At 56.1% G+C, this 23,568-nt stretch carries 19 protein-coding genes; 6 read left to right on the plus strand and 13 right to left on the minus strand.

The features are described 5' to 3' along the window. Positions 1–30: 30 nt before the first annotated feature. Together ABD833_RS06190 and uvrC are read left to right on the plus strand one after the other, a co-directional pair. The gene (locus ABD833_RS06190) at positions 31–2,364 is read left to right on the plus strand and encodes a transglycosylase domain-containing protein (protein ID WP_345071697.1); all 2,334 of its coding nucleotides are present in this window, start codon (positions 31–33) and stop codon (positions 2,362–2,364) included. Between the two features lie 307 nt (positions 2,365–2,671). Continuing rightward, complete coding sequence (gene uvrC, locus ABD833_RS06195) at positions 2,672–4,495, plus strand: excinuclease ABC subunit UvrC (RefSeq protein WP_345071698.1); 1,824 nt, start codon at positions 2,672–2,674, stop codon at positions 4,493–4,495. A gap of 115 nt (positions 4,496–4,610) precedes the next feature. Here uvrC and porN read toward each other — a convergent pair whose 3' ends face one another. The 10 genes from porN to lipB all read right to left on the minus strand — a co-directional run bounded on the left by porN (position 4,611) and on the right by lipB (position 14,886). Further along, on the minus strand, positions 4,611–5,498 hold the full coding sequence (gene porN, locus ABD833_RS06200; protein WP_345071699.1) for a type IX secretion system ring subunit PorN/GldN: 888 nt from the start codon (positions 5,496–5,498) through the stop codon (positions 4,611–4,613). Between the two features lie 47 nt (positions 5,499–5,545). After that, complete coding sequence (gene porM, locus ABD833_RS06205) at positions 5,546–7,126, minus strand: type IX secretion system motor protein PorM/GldM (RefSeq protein ID WP_345071700.1); 1,581 nt, start codon at positions 7,124–7,126, stop codon at positions 5,546–5,548. Positions 7,127–7,188: 62 nt separating this feature from the next. Continuing rightward, on the minus strand, positions 7,189–7,992 hold the full coding sequence (gene porL, locus ABD833_RS06210) for a type IX secretion system motor protein PorL/GldL (RefSeq protein ID WP_345071701.1): 804 nt from the start codon (positions 7,990–7,992) through the stop codon (positions 7,189–7,191). Positions 7,993–8,067: 75 nt separating this feature from the next. Then, on the minus strand, positions 8,068–9,087 hold the full coding sequence (porK, locus tag ABD833_RS06215) for a T9SS ring complex lipoprotein PorK/GldK (RefSeq protein ID WP_345071702.1): 1,020 nt from the start codon (positions 9,085–9,087) through the stop codon (positions 8,068–8,070). A gap of 234 nt (positions 9,088–9,321) precedes the next feature. Beyond that, complete coding sequence (locus tag ABD833_RS06220; RefSeq protein WP_345071703.1) at positions 9,322–10,317, minus strand: PorP/SprF family type IX secretion system membrane protein; 996 nt, start codon at positions 10,315–10,317, stop codon at positions 9,322–9,324. 143 nt (positions 10,318–10,460) lie between these two features. Beyond that, positions 10,461–11,291: a uroporphyrinogen-III synthase gene (locus ABD833_RS06225; protein WP_345071704.1), complete on the minus strand. Its 831-nt coding sequence runs from the start codon at positions 11,289–11,291 to the stop codon at positions 10,461–10,463. An 81-nt stretch (positions 11,292–11,372) separates the two neighbouring features. Further along, on the minus strand, positions 11,373–12,554 hold the full coding sequence (locus tag ABD833_RS06230) for a DUF4271 domain-containing protein (RefSeq protein ID WP_345071705.1): 1,182 nt from the start codon (positions 12,552–12,554) through the stop codon (positions 11,373–11,375). A 32-nt stretch (positions 12,555–12,586) separates the two neighbouring features. After that, entirely contained in the window at positions 12,587–13,654 is a 1,068-nt protein-coding gene (locus ABD833_RS06235; protein WP_345071707.1) for an MraY family glycosyltransferase, read from the minus strand. A gap of 68 nt (positions 13,655–13,722) precedes the next feature. Then, positions 13,723–14,139, minus strand: a complete 417-nt coding sequence (locus ABD833_RS06240; RefSeq protein ID WP_345071709.1) for a hypothetical protein — start codon at positions 14,137–14,139, stop codon at positions 13,723–13,725. 6 nt (positions 14,140–14,145) lie between these two features. Beyond that, positions 14,146–14,886, minus strand: coding sequence for a lipoyl(octanoyl) transferase LipB (lipB, locus tag ABD833_RS06245; protein WP_345071710.1), 741 nt, complete (start codon positions 14,884–14,886; stop codon positions 14,146–14,148). A 177-nt stretch (positions 14,887–15,063) separates the two neighbouring features. Here lipB and ABD833_RS06250 point away from each other — a divergent pair, with 177 nt between their 5' ends. Further along, positions 15,064–15,429, plus strand: coding sequence for a YraN family protein (locus ABD833_RS06250; RefSeq protein ID WP_345071712.1), 366 nt, complete (start codon positions 15,064–15,066; stop codon positions 15,427–15,429). A gap of 29 nt (positions 15,430–15,458) precedes the next feature. Here ABD833_RS06250 and ABD833_RS06255 read toward each other — a convergent pair whose 3' ends face one another. The 3 genes from ABD833_RS06255 to ABD833_RS06265 form a co-directional block, all read right to left on the minus strand. Next, positions 15,459–16,421, minus strand: a complete 963-nt coding sequence (locus ABD833_RS06255; RefSeq protein WP_345071714.1) for a toxin-antitoxin system YwqK family antitoxin — start codon at positions 16,419–16,421, stop codon at positions 15,459–15,461. A 196-nt stretch (positions 16,422–16,617) separates the two neighbouring features. Beyond that, positions 16,618–18,450, minus strand: coding sequence for a molecular chaperone HtpG (gene htpG, locus ABD833_RS06260; RefSeq protein ID WP_345071716.1), 1,833 nt, complete (start codon positions 18,448–18,450; stop codon positions 16,618–16,620). A gap of 162 nt (positions 18,451–18,612) precedes the next feature. Beyond that, positions 18,613–19,071 carry a hypothetical protein gene (locus ABD833_RS06265; RefSeq protein ID WP_345071717.1) on the minus strand — a complete coding sequence of 153 codons (459 nt, stop codon included), beginning with the start codon at positions 19,069–19,071 and terminating at the stop codon, positions 18,613–18,615. Between the two features lie 439 nt (positions 19,072–19,510). On the opposite strand from ABD833_RS06265, the gene ABD833_RS06270 reads away from it, so the two are divergent. The 3 genes from ABD833_RS06270 to ABD833_RS06280 all read left to right on the plus strand — a co-directional run bounded on the left by ABD833_RS06270 (position 19,511) and on the right by ABD833_RS06280 (position 23,517). Next, positions 19,511–19,666, plus strand: coding sequence for a hypothetical protein (locus tag ABD833_RS06270; protein ID WP_345071719.1), 156 nt, complete (start codon positions 19,511–19,513; stop codon positions 19,664–19,666). An 81-nt stretch (positions 19,667–19,747) separates the two neighbouring features. Further along, the gene (locus ABD833_RS06275; RefSeq protein ID WP_345071720.1) at positions 19,748–22,174 is read left to right on the plus strand and encodes a TonB-dependent receptor; all 2,427 of its coding nucleotides are present in this window, start codon (positions 19,748–19,750) and stop codon (positions 22,172–22,174) included. Positions 22,175–22,266: 92 nt separating this feature from the next. Continuing rightward, the gene (locus ABD833_RS06280) at positions 22,267–23,517 is read left to right on the plus strand and encodes an MFS transporter (RefSeq protein WP_345071721.1); all 1,251 of its coding nucleotides are present in this window, start codon (positions 22,267–22,269) and stop codon (positions 23,515–23,517) included. The last annotated feature ends 51 nt before the right edge of the window (positions 23,518–23,568 follow it).

Below are 23,568 nucleotides of genomic sequence, written 5' to 3' on the forward strand. Positions count from 1 at the left end.
GTTCAGAATTCAGAATTCAGAATTGAATCCATGGCTTACCCTGCCACCAAGAACAAAGTATCGTCCCGTAAACCTCAGCGACCGGGCCGCTTCACGGCTTTCATCCGCACGCTGTGGGTGCTTTTCGGCGCCGGAGTACTGGGCTTCGTGCTGTACGTGCTGGCCGTTAGTGTCAACTTCCTGGGGCTTTTCGGGCGGATGCCCAACCTCAAAACCCTCGAAAACCCCAAGAGTGAGCTGGCCTCGGAAATCTATTCCACCGATGGAGCGCTCATGGGCAAGTACTTCCACGAAAACCGTACCCCGGCCGAGTACGAAGACCTGCCCCAGCATTTGGTTGATGCCCTGATTGCCACCGAGGATTCCCGGTTCGAGCAGCATTCCGGCATCGACGCCAAGGCCACGGGCCGGGTAGCCGCCGGACTGCTCACGGGGGGCAGCAGTGGTGGTGGCTCCACGCTCACCCAGCAGCTGGCCAAAGTGCTGTTCCGCACCCGCGGCGACCTGAACGACGGCACCCTGAACGACGTGCCCGGCGTACGGATGCTCGTCACGAAAACCAAGGAGTGGATTCTGGCCGTGCGGCTGGAGCGCAACTACACCAAGCGCGAAATCCTGCGCATGTATCTCAACACCAACGACTACGGCTCCAACGCCTTCGGTATCAACACGGCTTCCAAAACCTTCTTCAACAAGAAGCCGAAGCAGCTGACCGTGGCTGAAGCCGCCACGCTGGTGGGCGTCCTCAACGCGCCTTCGCGGTTCAGCCCCCGCTTCAACCCGGCCCGCTCCCGCCTGCGCCGCAACTGGGTGCTGCTGCAGATGAACAAGTACGGCTACCTCGATGAGGCGGCTCTGCGGGCCGATACGATCAAGCCGATTAAGCTCGACTACAGCGTGGAGAATCAGAACGAAGGCATTGCCCCCTACTTCCGGGTCGAGGTGAGCAAGATGCTGAAGGAATGGGCCCGGGAAACCGACCACGACCTCTACGCCGACGGCCTGAAAATCTACACCACGATTGACTCGCGGATGCAGAAATACGCTGAATCGGCCGTGGCTGAGCACATGAAGCTCCAGCAGAAGTGGTTCGATGCTCATTGGAAAGGGCAGCAGCCCTGGCGCGACGAGAACGGCAAAGTCATTCCCAATTTCATTGCCACCTCCATCCGGCGCACGGAACGCTACAAGTCGCTGAATAACCGCTTCGACGGCAATAAGGACTCCATCAACTTCTATCTGCGCAAGAAGTATAAGATGACGGTTTTCTCGTGGAAAGGCGAGAAGGAAGTACTGATGTCGCCCCTCGATTCACTGGCTTACTACAAGCGCTACCTGCAGGCGGGCTTCATGGCCATGAATCCGCTCAACGGCCAGATTAAGGCCTGGGTGGGCGGCACCAACTACAAGTACTTCAAGTACGACCACGTGAAGCAGGGTAAGCGTCAGCCCGGCTCCACCTTCAAGCCTATCGTCTACACGGCCGCCATCGACCAGGGCTATTCGCCCTGCTACCAGCGCCCCGACGTGGCCACGACCTTCCCGGCGGTAGCGGGCCGGGCGTCGTACACCCCCCGCAACTTCGAAGGGAGCTTCACCGGCCGCACCTTCACGCTGCGCCAGGCCCTGGCCCGCTCCATGAACTCCATCACGGCGTGGGTGGTGCAGAAGATTGGCCCCGAAACCGTGGTTTCCTACGCCAAGCGCCTCGGCATCACCTCCCCTATCGAAGCCGTACCGGCCGTCGGCTTTGGCTCCAGCGACGTGAGCATGTACGAGTTGTGCGGAGCCTACGGCACTTTCGTGAACAAGGGCGTCTGGACGGCCCCGATGATGGTGACGCGCATCGAGGATAAGAACGGCAACGTGCTCCGGGAATTCGTGCCCCAGACCCGCGAGGCCCTGAGCGAAGAAACCGCCTACCTCATGACCTATATGCTGCAGGCGTCTACCACCGAACCCGGCGGCACGTCGGTGATCCTGAAAACCGGCTTCAAGTTTCCGTATGAAATCGGCGCCAAAACCGGCACCACCAGCAACTACTCCGACGCCTGGTTCATGGGCATCACCCCCGATCTGGTGTGCGGCATGTGGGTGGGCGGCGAAGACCGCAGCATTCACTTCCGCACCGGGGCTTACGGCCAGGGCGCCCGCATGGCCTTGCCCATCTACGGCGTCTTCATGCGCAAAGTGTACGCCGACAAAAGCATCGGCATCAGTACCGCGCCCTTCCCCAAACCAACTCAGCCACTGAGCATAGAAGTCGACTGCAGCCGCTACTACGGCGGTCAGCGCGACACGATTCCCTACGACCAGAAGCTGAACCAGGCAGAGCTGCCGGATCTGGATGATCAGGATATCTAAATCGCTGATTTCCGCTGATTAGGGTGATGTCACTGATTTTTGAAGGACGGGGCCGGGACTAGCCGGCCGCATTTCTGAATCGCTGATTTCCGCTGATCAGATTGATTTCACTGATTTTTGAAGGACGTGGCCGGGACTAACCGGCCACGTTTTTTGTTGTCTTAAGCGTCGTACTTTACCCTCCGCGTACCTGCGCGCTTTCTTTCTGCGTATTTCCGCAGGCTTCTACCAATGACCTGCTTTCGGGCTGTTTTGTGGCCTAAATCCAATCAGCGGAATCACTTCAATCAGCGTAAATCAGCGATTTATGGCAGCCAATGCCCAGCTACAAGAGCAAATCCGCCAGCTGCCCCACCAGCCTGGCATCTATAAGTTCTTCGACGACGAAGGCATTATCTACGTCGGGAAGGCTATTGATATCCGCAAGCGGGTGAGCAGCTACTTCACCAAGCAGGACCACAACAAGAAAACCCAGCAGCTGGTCAGGAACATCCGGCGCATCGAATTCACCATTGTCGACAGTGAGTCTGATGCGTTCCTGCTCGAGAATAACCTCATCAAGCAGCACCAGCCCAAGTACAATATCCTGCTGAAAGACGGCAAGACCTACCCGTACCTGTGCATCACCAACGAGCGGTTTCCGCGCCTGCTGCCCACGCGCAACAAGCTCAACGACGGCTCGCGCTACTACGGCCCCTACGCCAACCTGACGGCCATGAACATCGTGCTCGAGCTGATCCGGGCCCTGTATCCGCTCCGCACCTGCACCTACAACCTCACCCCCGAGAATGTGGCGGCCGGTAAGTTCAAGGTGTGCCTGGAGTATCACCTGGGCAACTGCAAAGGGCCCTGCGAAGGGCACCAGGAGGAGGAAACCTACAATCAGTACATCCTGCAGATCCGCAACATTCTCAGCGGCAACCTCACCGTACCCAAAGCCTACTTCCGGGAACGGATGATGGCCGCGGCCCAGGATCAGCAGTATGAGCTGGCCCACAGCCTCAAGCAGAAGCTCGACCGGCTCGACGATTTCCAGGCCAAGTCCACGGTGGTGAATGCCACGCTGTCTAACATCGACGTATTCAGCATTGCCTCCAATGAGAAAAGCGCCTTCATCACCTACCTGAAGGTGATGAGCGGCTCCATCATTCTCACGCAGTCCATCGAGGTCCAGAAGAAGCTCGACGAAACCGACGTTGAGATTCTGACGCCGATGATTATGCAGATGCGGACGGAGTTCGAGAGTCAGTCCCGGGAAATCCTGGTGAACACCGAAGGGTTAGAGCTGCCGCTGCCGGGCGTCACGGTCGTGGTGCCGCAGATTGGCGATAAGCGCAAGCTGCTGGAGCTTTCCATCAAAAACGTGCTGTACCTGCGCAAGGAAAAGGAAAGCATGAACGACCGGTCCAAAGATGTGAACGAGGTGCGCATCATGGAAGGCATCAAGCGTGATTTGCGCCTGACGGAGCTGCCTAAGCATATCGAGTGCTTCGACAACTCCAACTTCCAGGGCGACAACCCCGTGGCCGCCATGGTGTGCTTCCGCAACGCCAAGCCCAGCAAGCGGGACTACCGCCACTACCACATCAAAACCGTGGTCGGCCCCAACGACTTCGACTCGATGTACGAGGTGGTCACGCGCCGCTACCGGCGGCTGGTAGACGAAGGCGCGTCGTTGCCCCAGCTCATTATTGTCGACGGTGGCAAAGGTCAGCTGAGCATGGCGGTTAAGGCTATCAAGGATCTGAACCTGTGGGGCCAGATGGCCATCATCGGCATTGCCAAGCGGCTGGAAGAAATCTACGTGCCCAACGACCCGTTGCCGCTCTACATCGACAAGAAGAGTGAATCACTCCGCCTGTTCCAGCGCATGCGCGACGAGGTTCACCGCTTCGGCATCACCTTCCACCGCAGCCGCCGCGACGCGGCCACGCTCAAAACCGAGCTGACCGACGTCAAAGGCCTCGGCCCCGTTACGGCCGACAAGCTGCTTTCCAAGTTCAAATCCGTGAAAAAGATAAGGGAGCTTACTGAGGCCCAGCTTATCGGAGAAGTGGGCAAGGCCAAAGCGCGTATCCTGCTCGATTACTTCAGCCAGCAAGAAACGACAGCCAGCCCGTCCGTCGAGTAAGCCGGGAATTTACAGGCCAGCAAAAAGCCCCTACCGCAATGGCAGGGGCTTTTTAGGTACTTGGCAGGCAACTACAACATCCGCGTAATCCGAAAAATCCGGGCGAATCCGTGGTTTAGAAGCTCCAGAGGTTATACTCGTACTCAATCAGGTCGGAAGCGGCCTGCTGCGAAGCCAGAATACCCTGCTGCTGACCACCGTAGATTTCGTCCAGACGGGAGTCGTTCGGGTTGGAAACCTTTACGATATACGAATTGAACAGCCACAGCTCGAAAGCATCAGCGAGGTTCTTGTGCTGGGCGTCATTCTGGGAGTTGAACCAGATGGCTTTATCCGGATTGGCCCGGAACACCCGCACCAGGTCGCTGTACTTGAAGCACCCGATGGTCTTTTCAATGCCGGCGGTGTTTGCACCCAGCGTCGAAGGAACCAGCAGCGTAACGGCTTTGATGTCATGATACATTCTCGACCGTTTCTTGTCGAAGATCATATCTTCCTTCAACTCCATCTGATAGATGTCTTTGGGACGATACTCATAGCTTGGGGGCGCGACCGGCTTTTTAGGCGCCGCCGCTACCTTCTTGCCTTTGACGGTCTTTTTAGGAGCCCCCCAGTCGTCACCAGCGGCATCATCACTAAAGCCCGCAGCCTTTTCCTCTTCGCTCAGACCCGCGCTGGCTTCGGCATACGACATATTAGCCGATACTTCACTTGGCGTGTAAGTCGTAGTAAGCGAGTCATTTTTGTAGGCCTGCAGCTCCCCGCGCTTTACCGCATCAAGAATTACCCGGCTGATTTCCTTGCCTTCGGAGAACATCGGCTTGTTCTGCTTCTCGCGCAGATCCACTGCCCGCCAGATGGTCTTGCGGAACATAATGTCCGAATTTGGAATCGGACGGTACGAGCCGTTGCTGCTCGCGGTAGTAGCTTGTTCCTGAGCTGAAGCCGACACCGACAGCAGCAGACCAGCCGTGAAGGCGGCGAAGGAAAGGAAATTTTTCATACCCTAGTAATCAAAAAGGCGCACCGGTTAGTTCAGCAGCGTAACGCTTAGATAAGCGGAATATTGAACTGCTTCGACACTTTTACTTCTTCCTGCTGATCCTGGAAGTTCAGACGCTTTACTTCTTTCACTTCAATGTACAGCCGGTCACCTTCACGGCCCGAGTTTACAACGTCGCTCAAGTTGGCCTCCGGACCGTTGATGGTTCTCGTTGGCATAGCCGGACGCTTGCCGCGGACCAGCGTGATTTCGTAACGCGTAACGCGGTAGCGGGCATCGTCGGGCAGGAAGGTCGCGAAGCCCGCATCCGGAATAGCCTTCAGGCTCATGTTCCGCACGGCCGTAATCGGCGTACCCTGCTTTTCGTTGGCCGGACGGCCCCCAACCCAGCACTGAATCTCGGGCTTGGGAATCGGACGAACCTGGAAAGTCTGCGAGCCGATGGCGTTACCACCACTGCTTACGTTCAGCGTAACCTCCCGCGAATTCGGCACCAGGGTTACGTCACCCAGCTTGGAACCCTGGATAACTGAAGCCCCGGAAGCCCCAAAGCTAGGCTTGTACTGGGCCCCCAAAGCCGGGACCTGTACGCTGAGCTTGTTGCCGCACTTGAAGTAAAGCGCCTGCACCGATGCCGACTGAATCTGCATCACTGGTTTAGTCACCGTGTAAGGCGTAGTTACTTTGAAGGTGGTATCGCGGCCGTTCTGCTTGAAGCGGATGGTGCCGGTCCACTGCGCCTTGGCGTTGCCGGCAGCATCGAAAGAACCCGGGCGGGCCGTGAATTCTACTTTGCCTTTGCCATCCGGACCTACTGATAAAGGACCACCATTCAACGTCATGGTCGGCTTCAACCCGGTAGCGGAGGCCGTCAGGAACAGCTCGGCTTTATACTTTGTGCCAGCGGCTACTGTATTCGACTCCGCACTGGCGAAAGCGCCTACTTTATCGAAGACAATGATGTTACCGCCCACTTTAGCCGACTGCGCGGCCAAAGCATCAGCCTCGTACTTGAGCACTTCGGCTTCCTTCTGGGCCAAAGTAGCCAAAGCAGCTACTACCGGAGTGTTTTCAAAGTTAAGCTCCGCAAAATTCTTGTTGCGTTGCTCCTTATCTACTACCATGGGGTCTTCCTTGGCGTCAAGCGCTAAAGGAGCGGCTCCCGGAACGAACTTTTGGATGTAGGTTGAATAAGTGTTCAGCTTATTCTTCATCTCATAAGCTGCCCCATCACGCTTACCGCCCAACATGGTAGTTGCTACCTTATCTTCGGCACTCATGTTTTTAAACTCGTTCTTGCCTTTGTTCTCCGTGGCAACCATAAGTTTTTCGCGCACCGTGCCCAGATAAGCAATCACCTCCTGGGTGGTCTTGCGGATTTCCTCGCTTTGCTTCAGCACGACAAGATCAGAGGCCTGGTTGCGATTTTTCTCAACCTGCGCCTGAATGCCCTTTACTGTTCCATCATTCGACTTTGAAACCTTATCGTTGATAGAGGAAAGGCTGTCGTCGAGGAACTTGAATTTGAGCAGAATCGCTGAATTTACTTGTAGGGCAAGAAGGGCCGTCAGTACCAGGTACATCATGCCGATCATTTTTTGCCGTGGAGTCTCTTTTCCTCCCGCCATGGTATTCTTTCCTAGTCGATAAAATTATTGGACAGAAACGTTCCGTGCACTTGCCCCCAGCTCTAGCTGGTAGCGCGCATGGCGTTCAGCATATTGCCGTACACGCGGTTGAGCGAACCTAAGTTGCTGGTCAGCTGCGTTACCTCCTGCTTGAACTGGTCGGTTTCCTTGCCTGCTTCGGTCAGGTTTTCCATAGCCTGGCTCAGCGTACCGTAGAACTTGTTCATGGACTTCAGGTGCGTGTTGGCATCCTGCAATTCCATTTCGTACACTGCATTCAGCGCACCCAAGTTTTTGGTCACGTTCTGCACCTGCAGATGGTACTCGCGGGCATCAGCCGTAGCATCAGACATGGCCCCGATAGCCTGGGCGGTCTGCGCGTATGCTTCGTTAATCCGCTCCAGCGACTGAGCAGCCGAACGAACTTTGGTGGTGTACTCCTCCGTAGCGTTGGTAGCATCGCCCAGCGACGAAAGCTGCTGGGTGGTAGTGGTCAGGCGGTTCAGGCCCTGGCCCAACGAAGCAATTGCTTCCGGAGTCACGTTGGCATCCTTCAGCATGTCGTCCAGCTTACGGGTCAGGCCCTGGCTGTTGTTGGCGGCTAAGCTATTGTTGCCCAGTGAAGGGTCGTAGCCTTCATTCAATTCCGGATAAACCAGAGACCAATCTGTTTCTTTAGGACTTGGCTGAAACGCGCTTAGAAAAAAGATGATAGCTTCGGTACCAAGACCGACGATAAGCATCTCACTAGCATAATCCCAGTGCTGAATCTTGAACAATGCCCCTACGATTACGACTGCTGCACCCATGCCATAGACCTTGGGCATAAGCACGTCATACAGGAAGCTACCGCCTTTTGCTGCCATTTTACTTGAATTGAAAGAATTGAATTGGAAGAGGAAGAAGCAAGGAATTAATAAGGAAACTGAAGCTAGGCTCCCCTAATTAAGGGCGGTATTGGTACCCTCGCCAATTTGGATCATAGCCGTACGGAAGCCGATGTAGGACCGGGCGGAATCCTGGTATTCAAAATTGCGGGAACCGGTTTCCAGAAAGTAGGAAATATCTTTCCACGAACCACCGCGTACTACTTTGCGTGGCTCGTTATCATCTGGGTTGGTTGGGTTCATGTCCCACACTACCGGCACCGAAGCCTCCATGTAAGCATCATCGCACCATTCCGATACGTTACCGGACATGTCATACAGGCCAAAGTCGTTGGGGAAGAATGCGCCAACCGGAGCGGTATATGCGTAGCCATCACTGGCGTAGTCGCCCCGGCCCGGCTTGAAGTTCGCCAGCATGCAGCCTTTTGAGTTACGCAGGTAAGGGCCGCCCCAAGGATAAGTAGCCAGATTTCGACCACCGCGGGCAGCATATTCCCACTCTGCCTCGGAAGGCAAGCGGAAGTTTGGGGTGGGCGCCAAGCCGGCTTCCTCATTGGCGCCATTCTTGTTTTTGGTGCGCCAGTTGCAGAAATACTTGGCCGCAAACCAATCCACGCCAACCACTGGATAGTCATCGAAAGCCGGATGGGTGTAGTAATACTCCATCAGCGGGTCGCCCATATGATAAGTAAAGTCTCTAACCCACACCGTGGTATCCGGATACAGCTCCGTCATGACGTACTCTTCGCCGAGGACATCAATCGAATCCTGCCGGATGGCATTCATAAACTGGCGGTATTCATTGTTGGTGATTTCGGTTTCGTCCATGTAGAAGCCGGCGATGGTCACCTGCTTGTTCATGTTGACCATTGAGGCCGAAATATCCTGATCCGTCTGGCCCATGTGGAAGGTCCCGCCTGGGCAGGGAACCATTCCATAAGGAACTTCCTGCGGATTAAACTCGGGGCGGTCCTGCGCCCCAACCAGGTCGCCCTGAGGTCCTTTTCCAAAACCACAGCCTCCCAGGAACAGCGCCGAAAGAGCGAAGAGAGGCAATACGAGTAACTTGTTCATGTCAAGAGAAAAAGACTGTTCGGGCGGCGATACCCGAAGATTACAATTTGATGGGCCTGCAAATCTAGTGAATCTTACGTTCGTCCGCAAACCTATCGTTCAATACCGCCCAACTGTCTACGAATGAGACGAGTTCCCGGTTGAACGAAGAAAGGCGACTGCTTAGTACATGAACCCCACAAATCCAGCCGGCACGTAATCAGGGCGTCGAAACATTCCGCGCCAAGGGTAAAATCAGAAGCTATACCGGGGTGTGCGGATAGCTGGACGAATGGCAAGCCCTGGTTTTGGCAAGCGGTAGGAGAGCATAATCTCGTGCGAGCTAGGTGCACGGGCAGCTTGGTTAAATGCAATAAGGTCCAAAGCATAACCAAACCGTAAAGCATTATCTTTTGCAAAACTCATGCCTAGCATACCGGTAAATGATTCATCGTAGCGATACCCTACACCGCCCCAAAACTTATCGTTCAAGGTGGCCCGGGCCCCTACCTCATAGGAGTTGTTCTTTAAGCTTATCTTATTGCTGTCGCCAAATTTGCCGGGCAATACCAGCTTGGCTATCACGGTGGGCGTAACAATCAGTGCAGAAGAGGCCTCAATATTATAGCCCGCAGTGAAGTAAGCGTGGTTTTCAGCCAGGATGCGGGCCGTACTAGGGGTGCCGATAGACTCACTTTTAAAAGTGTATTCTGAGCGCAGCAGATTGTTGACGCTCAAGCCGGCATACAGCTTGTCTGATTCATACCATGCTCCTCCGCCAATGTCGAACTTAGTGTCCGAACTTGGCACCGGTACTTTCGGGTCGTTAGGGTCAAGCGCCCGGTGGCTGCCCTCACCAAAACGATTCATTACCCCCTGTACTCCCAGGCCTAGCTTACCGGCACCAACTTTAATATGCTTGGAATAAGAGAGTTGCAGATTTGTCGTCTTCAGAACAGCTATTTCGTCCTGAAAAATGTGAAACCCTAGTCCCCCGCCAATAGCCGCTAGGGGTACGGAACCAGATATTACCACTGTTTTAGGCGAGCCGCCGGTATCGAAAGAAGCGCCGTAGCCGGCGTACTGATAACGCCCTATGAGGGTAACATCGCCCTGACCTTTAATGCCCGCGTAAGCGGGGTTGAGGTACATTCCATTGAAGCCATAGTGACTGAACTGGGGCTGTTGCTGAGCAGCTGCCGAGCCGGCAGCGACCAATACTAACAGAATGGCAGATAACGTCCCCTTCATAAAAGCGATTGATATAGAGTGTGCAGCCCGGTAGGGTGGGAAACGCAAGTGTATCCAAATGTATGGAAAAAAGCATCTGCAACAAACACTCTCTCTAAGCCCTAATGTACAGCCTTTTGCGGCTGAAGGGCCCATTGCTACAATCAGGCGTTTTGCTTACCATTGGGTTTCTTGTCCCGGGTGGCATCAGCCCCGTGATGATAGCGGATATAAGCCTCAATTGCTCCCGTCATGGATGGAGCATTAGGGTGAGGAGCCTCGATATCCAGCTCTAAACCAGCGTCCCGGACTGCCTTAGCCGTAGTAGGGCCAAAAGCAGCTATCCGCGTTCCATTCTGCTGGAAGTCAGGAAAATTGATGAATAGTGAGCTAATGCCAGAAGGACTAAAAAAAGCAATGCAGTCGTATTTCACATCGGTGAGATCCGACAGATCACTGGCCACAGTATGATAGATAACCGCTTCCGTGAACTTGAGATTATTGGCTCGCATGAACTCCGGGATATCATCTTTGCGGATATCAGAGCACGGGTAAAGGAATTTCTCCGTTTTATGCTTTTTGATAACTTCAAACAGATCGGCCGCTGTTCGTTGACCAACAAACAGCTTCCGTTTACGCAGCACAATATACTTCTGCAGGTAGTTAGCGGTCTGCTCTGAAATACAGAAATACTTCATCTCAGCCGGCATTTCCAGCTTGGCTTCTTGGCAGATGCGGAAGAAGTGGTCAACAGCATTGCGGCTCGTAAAAATAATCGCCGTGTGCTCCGAGATGTTGACCTTCTCCTTACGGAAGTCTTTATAGGAAACCGGATCAACCTGAATGAACTCCCGAAAATCAACTTTGATGCCGTACTTGTCCGCGATGGCAAAGTAAGGATTGACGTCGTTCGTCGGCTTGGGCTGGGTGACAAGCACGGTGGCAATGCGTTTTGCGTGCCGGCCCGTTCCCGGTTTGTCTGTGCTCTCGGCCATAAAATTAAAAAGAGAGTAAATCTCGGTCGATAAGTGGATCGTTGGGAGAAAGGGCCAGCTAACTAGGTGACCCTGGGAGCATTAGTAGGTAAAAATGATCAATTTCAACAGAATGATCAACGGAATCACTTCCGTGGCGCAAAGGTAAGAAAACAAATGTAGATTTAGCAGGGAACTCCGTTGGTGGAGGGTTCGGGCAATCCGGATTACCGTACCAATCAACATCAAGGAAACCACGCCATTGGAAACCCACAGCACCGCTTGGGGCAGCGTCTGGTTCAGCCCCAGGTATAGCAGCATAACCAGCGGCAGAAAAAGCCCCATAAATAGAATAGTGCGCACAAACTCCCGGTACTGAACCATTACCAAGGGAGCAACATCGAATATATAGCCCATCAGTTCCAGAAATAAGTACTTGCCCAGTACGAAACCGGCTACTAAGGCAGCATAGAGTAGAACCCGTAGCACTATCGCAGATTCCGGGACATCAAACAGCTGACGCAGAATTACGATAGTTTGAACATTGGTGTGAATGGCTACCAGCAGCAAGGCAAAAGACAGCGCGAAGACCAGCACCAAAAGCAGGTTCAACCAAGTCACAGTAGGCTTGGTCAGAAAATCCTGGTCATTGGCCTGCTTACTCCACAGCCCCTCAAATTGGTATATGCGCGCAAATCCTGGCTGATACGTGGCCCGAATACTGCCATAGAGTAGCCCAATAACCAACAGGAAACAGAGAAACACATTTTGCCCCTGATGCCCCCGGGGCCGGGGTTGAGCCACCAGGGCAGTAGAGGCCTTCGTGTCGCTGGTCCGGGAAACTGGTGCCACGGCTGCATTCGTAAACGAAGGCAGATTTGGCGCTACCTCAGCTTGCCACACACATAGCAGGTGGGAGCCCGTCCGCTCTTCTCCAGGCAGTAAAGTAGCGAAGTCCAAAGTGTAGGAGGCTGCCTTAGGAGCACTAAATACTAATCGGTTATCTAAAAACAGGCTCAAGCCTTGACGGGCAGCGAAGGTGACCAGCAACGGCCGGCCAGGGCGCACATTAATCCACTGATAATAGGCCTGAGCCGGCGTATGATAATCGGGCAGGTACAGGATCAGGCTATTGCGGCCGGCGTCGTAGATAAGCCAATCGGCCGAAAGACCGCCGCGCGGCACCAGCGGGAGCAGCCGATATTCGGCAGCCAGTGTGGTCTGCGCAGCCAGCACCAACTGGACCAGCGCTAAGACCCAGATGCGGAGGCGGCGTAAATTCATGCTTCTCCCCTTATTACCCGAAGTAGCGATATTCAGGATGCTACGCGCTGCTGAGCGCTTCGACTTTGGTATACCCCTAGAAATATGCTCAATACCAGGGAAAAGGCAACAATTCCAGCAATCAGCCAGGTGTTGCCCAAGGCCGCGAAGTTGATAACAAACAAGATTACAACCAGATTTAGCAAGCCCAGCAGCATTACGGTACTAATCTGTTGGAAGCCCATAGCCAGAATCCGGTGGTGAACATGGTTCTTATCAGGAGCAAAAGGGGAGCGGCCAGCAATCATGCGCACGATAAAAATGCGCAGGGTATCGAAGAGCGGGACGAACAGAATGCCGATGGCCACGGCCGGAGATGAGGAGCCAAACGGCTGGCCCACCCGCAGCCCCATTTCAATAAACTGAATGGTCAGGATAGACACAATGAACCCACACACCAAGGAACCGGTATCGCCCATAAAGATGCTGGCGCGATGAAAGTTGTAGCGAAGAAAGCCCAGCATTCCTCCGATCAAACAGACTGACACAAAGACGTAGTTACCGTAGCTACTTCCGCCATAGCGCAGGAAGTAGTAGCCATAGGTGGTGGCTATAATCAGGACGATGGTGCCCGCCAAGCCATCCAGGCCATCAATAAGGTTTATAGCGTTGGTGATTCCGACGATGGCCAAAAAGGTGAAGGCGTAGCTGATGCCAATTGGTAACTCCTCAATGCCGAGGATCCCCTGAAAGCTTGTCACCCGGATGTCCGCCATAATCATGACGATACCGGTGGCCAGTAGCTGGCCCACAAATTTTTTGGTTACCGAGATGCTAACCAAGTCGTCTTTCAAGCCGACGAAGAACAGCACGATACACCCGGCCAGCAACTCCTGAATACCATTGCCAAGATTAGCAAAAATGGTCAGCGACGACATATAGCCGGCAAACACGGCTACGCCCCCCAGGCGCGGCGTGAGCGACTCGTGCACGGTACGCACATTGGGCGTATCGAGCATGTTCTTCAGGTGAGCAATGTAAATGATGGAAGGCACCGCAAACAATGCCACCAAAAAAGCCCACAGGAAAGACAACCCTAACTGAATTCCGATTGGATTCATACGTATTGACTCAAAATTAAGCAACTCTACCCGGGTTTGCAGGCCACGGGTCAATGGTGAGACCAACTCTAGCTGTGCAATACGCCTTCACGGTCGAGCAGGGCAATGTGGATCAGGTTGGCGGGCACAATCGAATCTGGCACGAAGATGTATTTTTTGTCAAAAATCTGGGGCCCACGATAGTAGCTCACCCAATACTGGTTGTTGAGCTGAAACAAATCCGGGTCGATAGGCTCGATCGGAACAGCGCTTTGGGGTTCTACTTCCAGAATGACGTGACGCAGGGTGGAGGTCCGAACAGCTTCTCCGTTGGTCCGGATACCGTAGCCGTTGGAACTGACGATGACGTTACGCAACGGAAAAGGGTTGCTGTTGAGCAGGTACACCTGCCAGCCCTGTTTGCCGTCTTCGGTGGCCGCGTTCTCGTCGGGCACTACGGCCACCGATACGCCCTCAACCGGATCAAAAATAATATCGTCTTTCATGCCTGTTCAGCTGGTCAGGGTGGCATCCAGCAGTATAGCCAGATGGCGCAGCAACTTTTCCTCTACTTCCGGCAGGGGTACCACCCGTCCCAGTTCCTGTTGCAGGGAGGTAACGGCTTTGTCCGGGATACCACAAGGGACGATGTGCCCGAAGTACGAGAGGTCGGTATTGATATTGAAGGCGAAGCCGTGCATGGTCACCCAGCGGCTGCATTTCACCCCTAAAGCGCATATTTTGCGCGGATTTGCGGCCCCATCCTCATACCCGAGCCAGACGCCGGTCAGGCCGGCAATGCGGCCAGCCGGCAGGTCATATTCGGCCAATGTCCGAATTACGGCCTCTTCCAGGACGCGCAGGTAGCGGTGAATATCGGTGAAGAAGTTGTCGAGGTCGAGAATAGGATACCCAACCAGCTGGCCGGGCCCGTGGTAGGTGATGTCGCCGCCCCGGTTGATGCGGTGGTAAGTAGCCCCGTGCTGCAGCAGCTGAGCCGCATTAAGCAACAGGTGCTCGGGTTTACCACTTTTTCCTAAGGTGTAGACGTGGGGGTGCTGGCACAGCAGGAGCACATTAGCCGTCGGCTCGGCCACTGATCCTGCTTCGGCGGCAAACCGGTTGCGCGTTTTGCGGGCCACCGTAGCAGCCAGCAACTGCTCCTGGTAAGCCCAGGCCGCCTCGTAATCAATCAATCCCAGGTGTTCTACCCGCAGTTGCCGGTTCTGCCCGGCCTGCGGGGCAGACGGCACCAACGGGTCAGCAGAACCAGCGGCAGGCGGCGTTGGACAAGACGGCAGAACAGACATAAGCATGGTTTGAAGAGCCTTGAATGAAATACCGGAGGACTGCGGCTTTGGTGAAACTGCCCAGAAAACGGGCAAAGGTACTAGATTTAGCCCCAATCTTCCTCCTTCTCCCTCAAGACCTTGACTATACCTTCTGCCGCCCACTTGCTTGGTCAGGCTGGCGAAGCTGCGGCGGCAGCTTACCTCCGCGCTCAAGGCTACGCCATTGTTCAACAAAACTACCGCTACCGCCGGGCCGAAGTGGATTTGATCGCGCAACGCGGGCAGGAGCTGCTGGTGTTCGCAGAAGTTAAGACCCGCTCCTCAATCCAGTTCGGACACCCCGAGGAGTTTGTGACGGAACGTAAGCGCCAGCTTTTCCGGCTGGCCGCCGAGCAGTACCAGGTAGAAGTGAACTGGGCCGGCGACATCCGGTTCGATATTCTGGCGCTGATCCAGGTTACGGGCGGCTTTCGCATCGAGCATTTCGAGGATGCATTCACCTGAGACAAGCGCAGGATTGCCGCCCATGCCCCTTAATTCCTAGCTCCGGGGCGATCCGTAACGACGTCGCGCTTGTCGTACTTATCTTTCTCATAGACGAGCACCCCGTTACGATTATACTCTTTGAGCAAAACCGGTTCGCTCACCTCCGGCTCGTAACCCGACTCACCGTACTGATACACGTAGTGCCGGCGGTCCTTGGTGTTGCGGAAGCCCCAGAACCTGGTCCACTCCCCGATTTTCTTGCCATTCTCGAACTGCCCTTCCCATTCCCGCTTGCCATTTTCGAGAAAACTCACGTAGTCCCCTTCGATTTTGCCATCGGCGTAAGGAATAACTTCTTTCAGGCGCTTTTTGTCGTTGGCATAGTAGCTCACCGCCGCGTCGCGGGGAAAGCCCATTTCATAATGATTCTTGCTGAGCAGGATGTTGTTCTTGTTGAACTTCTCCCAGCGCAGGTGCCGGGTGCCCATGGCAAAGAATCCCGTTTCGACTACTTTGCCCCCCTGCGTCTTTTTATAAGGACCATGCAAGACCTTATCGTTGGCCGGGTTTAATTCTTCCGTGGTTTTGAAAACCTTCCGCTTCTTAGGCTCAAAGTAGTAGCGGGACGGCGCGAAGTCGTTGGGCTGCTGAAAAGTACGCAGATAATGAAACGTTTCGATTACCTGGTTACGGCCTTTCGGACCCGACTTGGTGAAACTCTTCTTGATCCGCTCACCCAGGAAAACGTTTTTCTTCTTCTTGGGCGTGCGTTGCGCAACTTTCTGTTTCTCTTTAGCGGCCCTTTCCTGCTCCTTGGTCAGCGCGACCTTCCTGGTATCCAGCGAAGGCCCATTCGTGGTGTCGCGCGCAGTAGCCAGGGAATCGCGCCGAACGACGCCAAGCAGATTCTGATCGGGCTTACCGTTGAAGGAAACCGTTTTTTTGGAACAGGCCCCTACCAGCAGCAATAGCACCGGAAGCAGCGAAAGAAGCGGGCGAAGTAGGCGCATCAACGAAATAAGGCGAATTCGTAAGGTCGAACGTAAAGATATAGGTAATTGGTGCCCAAGTGGGGAAGGAGAAACCAGCGCAGCAGCCAGAAAAGCCAACGGCAGCCGGCACCACTTTGCCGCTTAATGCGCCGCTTAAAACACAAACCCCCGACAGCCGGCCGGCCATCGGGGGAGTGACGCGATGAATTCCTGCTTACTCCGCGGCCAGCAAATCGGCGCTGCGCTTTACGAAAGCGGTCAGGGCTTCCCCCTTCAGCATTCCCTGAGCCAGCAGACCTAAGTCGAAGGCCTGGCGGGCCAGCTTTTCGCCGGCTTCGCCCTCAGCACTCAGCACGCGCTGAGCCACGGGGTGGTTCGCATTCACGCTTACGGTATAGCTGTCGGGCATATTCCCAAACATCTGCATGCCCCCACCGCCACCCGTGCGCTGCATATCCTTCATGCGGCGCATAAATTCGGGCAAGGTGATGATGACGGGGGAATCCTGGGGCGACAGTGCCTCAATCTGCACGTGCATGTGCTCGTTGCTGATGGCTTTTGTGAACAGCTCCTGCAGACGCGTCTTGTCCTCGTCGCTAAGGACGCTTTCCGCGGCCTCCTCCTTGTCAATCAGCTTGCTGGTCGTTTCGGCGTCTACCCGCTTGAAGCTGGTCTGCTCCAGTTTCTGCTCCAGCTGCCCGATGAAGTGGGAATCCAGCGGACCATCAAGCTGTAATACATCATAGCCCCGATCCTGGGCCGCCTGCACAAAAGCGTGCTGGGCCTCGGCTTCGGTGGTGTAGAGCATCACCGTCTGATCGTCCTTGCTTTTCTGATTCGCCTGCACGAATTCCTGGTACTCGGGCAGCGTAAAGAGCTTACCGGCTACGTTCTGCACCAATACAAAATCCTTGGCTTTCTCGTAAAACTTATCATCCGAAAGCATCCCGTACTTCACGAACAAGCCGATATCAGGCCATTTCTGCTCGAAGCCAGCGCGGTCTTTCCGATACAGCTCCGCCAGCTTGTCGCCTACTTTCTTGGTGATGTAGGTGTTGATCTTCTTCACCGCCGCATCGGCCTGCAGGAAGCTGCGCGACACGTTCAGCGGAATATCGGGCGAGTCGATAACGCCGTGGAGCAGCATCAGAAACTCGGGCACCACATCCTTTACCTCGTCGGTGATGAACACCTGGCGCGAGTAGAGCTGGATCTTGTTGCGCTGAAACTGCAGCTCGTCCTTCACCTTGGGGAAGTAGAGAATGCCGGTCAGGTTGAACGGGTAGTCGACATTGAGGTGAATCCAGAACAGCGGCGGCTCCGAAAACGGATACAGCTCCTGGTAGAACTTCACGTAGTCCTCATCGGTCAGCTCAGCCGGCTGCTTGGTCCAGATAGGGGCCGTCTGGTTGATAACTTCGCCTTCGAACTCAATTTCGATAGGCAGGAACTTGCAGTACTTGTTGAGGATAGTACGCAGCCGGGCCGGTTCCAGGAACTCGTCGGAGTCGGCGGCTACGTGCAGCACGATAGCAGTGCCCCGATCAGCTTTGTCGGCGGTGTCCAGGGTGAACTCCGTGCTGCCGTCGCAGGTCCAATGCGCCGCCTCGGTGTCTTCCTGATAGCTTTTAGAGAAGATCTCAACGTTATCGGCTACCATGAAAGCCGAGTAGAACCCCATGCCAAACTTGCCGATAATCTGGTCTTTGGTGGCGGCGTCCTGCTCCTTGTACTTCTCCACGAATTCGGAGGCCCCGGAGAAGGCAATCTGGTTGATGTACTTCTTGATTTCCTCTGCCGTCATCCCCAGTCCCCGGTCGGCGATGGTGATGGTGCGGGCGTCCTTATCTACGCTTACCTGCACTTTCAGCTCACCCAGCTCGCCTTGGAACTCGCCCAGCTGGGCCAGACTCCGCAGCTTCTGGGTGGCGTCTACCGCGTTGGAAACCAGCTCCCGCAGGAAGATTTCGTGGTCGGAGTAGAGGAATTTCTTGATGATGGGGAAGATATTCTCGGTATGAATCGAAATGCTACCTTTCTCTTGCATAGCTCGTTGCCTGAAGGGGTGAAACCAAAAAAACCGGACGAAACGCCAGCCTGGTCAAGACTGGTATCGTTCGGCCTGGTGCTTCAAAAGGCGTTCCAGGCCGCTGATGGCTGTCAGTTTGACAGCTATTCCCACGGCTCCGGTACCGGGTCCTGGCGCTGGTTACCGGATCTGGGCATTGGCTCCGGTACCGAGCAGCCATTCGTTCTCCAGCAGCTTAATCCGGGGCGAGGAATCGGTAAGCCAGTCCAGCGCGGCGGGCGTATCGGAGAAGAACTGCACGTTGGCGGGCATGTAATGCTGGTCGTCGAACATAAGATGTTCTACCACCAGTACATTGTGCAAACTGAGGGGCAATACCAGCCCAATCCTGCTCACGCCCAGACGCGGAAACTGCGGCAGCCAGTGTTCTCCCAGCCAGTTCTGCTCATCGCTGCCAACCAGCGGCATATCAGAGGTGTCGGCCAGCCATCTGGTTATCCGGTGCTGGCGGGAGAAGTCGGCGAGCTGTTCAAAGGCATTCTGAAACTTGCCCAAATCCATGCCACCCCGCCATTGCCAGCGCAGCAATTTCAATAAATCGTCATATTGAAAGCAAAGCGAATCCTGTCTGTTAATCATGGGCTATCACCAACGCTGTAAATCCGGGGCGATTGCCCAAATATACTACACAACAACGCTTTACACCGCATTGATTTCGGCAACTCCCCCATATTCCCCGTCGAATACCGACTTTCAGGCGACTAGCTGAATCCTGGCAGCACGACCTACACTTCATAGCTTTTATACAATTTTTTATATTTCCAGTATTACCATCATTAATATGAGAATCTCCAGAGTGGCTACCATTTACCAAGCCTCTTTCCGGGGTGCTTAGCGCGGTTAACCAGCCCACCCGGGGGCGGAATTGAAACCCTGGTAAGTAAGGTTTGCCAGGACCCTAAACCCTACCCTGAACTGCCTGAAGAGGGGGCAGGTCGGTTATCAGCTAAGCATGGTACCGGTACCCTGGGGTTGAAAATCCACTACCTTTGCCTTAGTCGCTGAATCCTCGTTGCCAATGCGTGTTTCTCGTTCCCAACTGGCTGTCCTGCTCCTGTGCTTCGGGCGGCGGCGGCGGCCCGATGCCTGGGTACTGGCCCTGCACCCGCACCAGCCGACCGAACTGGGGCCGGAACCGACGAAAGCGGCCACAGCCGTCCTGACGGCAGGATGAGCCCTTTGTCTGCTGTTTGCTCGTCGTCGGCACCGCTGGGGGTTCCGCGGTTTTCTTTTCTGCCTTTCTCTCCCTCCTGCTATGTCCCGTTTGTTTCTGGCAGTACTGCTTCTTGGGTTGGCTCCGGCGGCCGGGGCTCAAACCAGCACTACCCCTCTGAAACCACCCCGCCCCGTAGCCGTGCCGGTTACCGGCCGGGTTACCGACGAGGTTACCAAAGAACCGCTGCCGGGTGCTACGGTGCTGTTTCCCGACCTCAGGCAGGCCACCACCACCGGAGCCGACGGCACGTTCCGATTTAGTAACCTGCCCCGCGGCCGGTTTTTGATCCAGGTGCGCTTTCTGGGCTACACCACCGTGGTGCGTACCGTCGATACCAGTGCCCCGCAGGCGCTGGCCGTGGCCCTGACCACGGCGGCAACCGAAATTGGGCAGGTGGTGGTAACGGGGGTCTCCGCTTCTACCGAGATGCGCCGCTCCCCCATCCCGACAACCGTAGTAGACCGCACGGAGCTTAACCAGACCGCTTCAACCAATGCCGTGGATGCCATTGCGCACACGCCGGGCCTGAGCCAGATTACGACCGGCGCGGGCATCAGCAAGCCCGTTATCCGGGGGCTGGGCGCTAACCGGGTGATTACGCTCAACAACGGCGCGAAGCAGGAAGGCCAGCAGTGGGGCGATGAGCACGGCATCGAAATAGATGAGTATGCCATCGACCGGGCCGAGATTATCAAGGGCCCCGGCAGCCTGCTCTACGGCTCCGACGGCATGGCGGGGGTTATCAACTTTCTGGCCCCCGAACCGGTGGAAGAAGGCAAAGTGCTGGGCTCGGTAGCGGCCAACTACCAGACCAACAACCACCTGCAGGGCTACTCCGTGATGAATGCCGGCAATCTGAACGGCTTCAACTGGCTGGCGCGGGGCAGCGGCAAGCTGGCCGGCAACTACCGCAACCGCTACGACGGCCGCGTGTACAACTCCGGTTTCCGGGAGCTGGATGGCAACGGCTACGTGGGCGTAAACAAAAGCTGGGGCTACGCTCACCTCACCGTGTCGTCCTTCAATCAGCAGGTAGGATTGGTTGAGGGCGAACGGGACGAAACCACGGGCCGCTTTCTGAAACAGGCCGTGGCCGGCAACTCGGTGACAGGCGTGCCGGTAACGGCCGACGACCTGCGCGGCTACCGGCTGGACGTGCCCCGGCAGCAGATCGGCCACCTCCGGATTGGCACCGACAACAATTTCATCCTGGGCCAGAGCCGGCTGACGGTAAACGTGGGCTGGCAGCAGAACCTGCGCCGCGAGTTCGGCAACGCCCTCGACCCGGCGGAAACCTCCCTGTTTTTCCAGCTCCGGACGCTGGACTATGCCGTGCGCTATTTCCTGCCCGAGAAAAACGGCTGGAACCTCACGCTCGGCACCAGCGGCATGCAGCAGCAGAACGTGAACCGGGGCGTTGAGTTTCTGATTCCGGCCTACCGGCTGTTCGATAACGGCCTCTTCGCCGTGGGCAAAAAGAGCGTCGGCCGCCTCGACCTCAGCGGCGGCCTCCGCTATGATGTGCGGACCATTACTGGTGATGCCTTATTTCTGGATGCCAACGAACAGCCCGCTACCAGCGGGGAGCAAAAGTTCGGCGGCTTCCGGGAGACGTTCCGCAATGTATCGGGCAGCGTGGGGGGAGCCTTCAGCGCCACTGAGCAGCTGGTCCTGAAAGCCAACGTGTCGCGCGGATTTCGGGCGCCCAATATTGCGGAGCTGGCTTCTAACGGCAAGCACGAGGGCACCATCCGCTACGAAATCGGCGAAACCAACCTTAAGGCCGAAACCAGCCTCCAGGTCGACGGCGGCGTGAGCTACACCACCGACCACCTCAGCCTGAGCGTGGATGCCTTCCGCAACCGGATTCAGAACTACATCTTCCCCAGCCGGCTGAATGATTCCATTTCGGCGGAGGGCGACCCGGTGTTCCGCTACGGACAAGGCGACGCCCGGCTGGCCGGTGGTGAAGTCACCCTCGACATCCACCCTCACCCACTGGACTGGCTGCACTTTGAAAACTCGTTTTCGATGGTGAGAGCCATCCAGCTGGACCAACCAGCCGGTCAGAAAAACCTGCCCTTCATTCCCGCTGACCGCCTGCAGTCGGAGGTGCGGGTGAACTTCCGTAAGGCGGGCTCCTCACGGCTCGGCAACCTCTACGCCCGCGGCGGGGTGGAGTATACTTTCGTCCAGAACCGCTTTTTTTCGGCTTTTGATACCGAAACCCGCACGCCCGGCTACACGCTCGTGAACGCAGGCCTGGGCTCGGACGTGCAGAACGCCCGGGGCAAAACGCTGTTTTCGGTATTTCTGGCGGGCAACAACCTGTTCGACGTCGGCTACCAAAGCCATTTGAGCCGGCTGAAATACGCGGCCGTCAACGCGAGTAACGGCCGCTCGGGCGTGTTCAATCAGGGCCGCAACGTGAGCGTGAAGCTGGTAGTGCCGCTGGCGTTCAACTGAGAAACAGCCCTGAACGGGTGCGGCGGGCGGACCTCAACATCAGCGAAATCTGACTAATATGCGGTTCCAATCCGCTTATCCCGCGTTTCTGCATGGCCACTCCCACCCTTTCTGAATCCACCCCCAAAACCACCGGCTTGTTCAGCGCCATCGTCATCGTGGCCTCCCTGGGTTACTTTGTCGACATCTACGACCTGATTCTGTTCAGCATCGTGCGGGTGAAAAGCCTGAATGAGCTGGGCATCACGGCCGCCGCCGAGGTAACCAACCAGGGTTTGTTCCTGATCAACATGCAGATGGGGGGAATGCTGATCGGCGGCATTCTGTGGGGTATTCTGGGCGACAAGCGCGGGCGGCTGTCGGTACTGTTCGGCTCCATTCTGCTGTATTCGGTAGCCAATCTGGCCAATGGCTTCGTGCAGACCATCGACCAGTACGCCTGGCTGCGGCTGATTGCCGGCATCGGGCTGGCCGGGGAGCTGGGGGCGGGCATCACGCTGGTGGCCGAAACCCTGCCCAAGGAAAAGCGGGGCTACGGCACCATGATTGTAGCCACCGTGGGGGTTTCGGGCGCGATGCTGGCCTACTGGGTGGGCGAGGCGCTGGGCTGGCGCAACGCCTATTTCGTGGGCGGCGGCCTGGGCCTGGCCCTGCTGGCCCTGCGGGTAGGCGTATACGAGTCGGGGATGTTTGAGCAGACCCGGAAAAGCGAGGCCCCGCGGGGCGACTTTTTCAGTTTGTTCACCAATGGCCCCCGGCTGGCGCGCTACGTCAAGTGCCTGCTCATTGGCGTGCCGCTGTGGTTCGTGGTCGGCATCCTGATTACGCTGGCGCCGGAGTTTGGCCGGGAGCTGGGCGTGACGGGGCCGGTAACGGCGGGTCTGGGCGTGTTCTGGTGCTACTTCGGCCTCGTATTCGGCGACTTCGCCAGCGGCACCATGAGCCAGCTGCTGCGCAGCCGTAACCGGGCGTTGCAGGTATTTCTGGGGCTGTGCGGCGTGATGGTGGGCGTGTATCTGTTCGGCACCCGGGGCGTGTCGCCTACCGTATTCTATGCCGTGTGCTTCCTGCTGGGCCTGTCGGTGGGGTTCTGGGCGCTGTTCGTAACGGTGGCCGCCGAGCAGTTCGGCACCAACCTGCGGGCGACCGTAGCTACCACGGCCCCCAACTTCGCCCGGGGCTCGGTGGTGATGCTGGTGCCCCTGTTTAAAGGGCTGGCCGGGCCGCTGGGCATTATCGGCAGCGCGGCCGTTATCGGCTTGGTATCGTTGCTGGTGGCGTTCTGGGCCGTGAGCAGCCTGCCGGAAAGCTACGGCAAGGACCTCGACTATCTGGAAGAGTAAGCCGGTGCCCTCGGGCTGCTGCTACGTGAAGCAAAAGGCTAGAGCTACCAA

It is taken from the genome of Hymenobacter fastidiosus (assembly GCF_039539565.1).
GTDB lineage: Bacteria > Bacteroidota > Bacteroidia > Cytophagales > Hymenobacteraceae > Hymenobacter > Hymenobacter fastidiosus.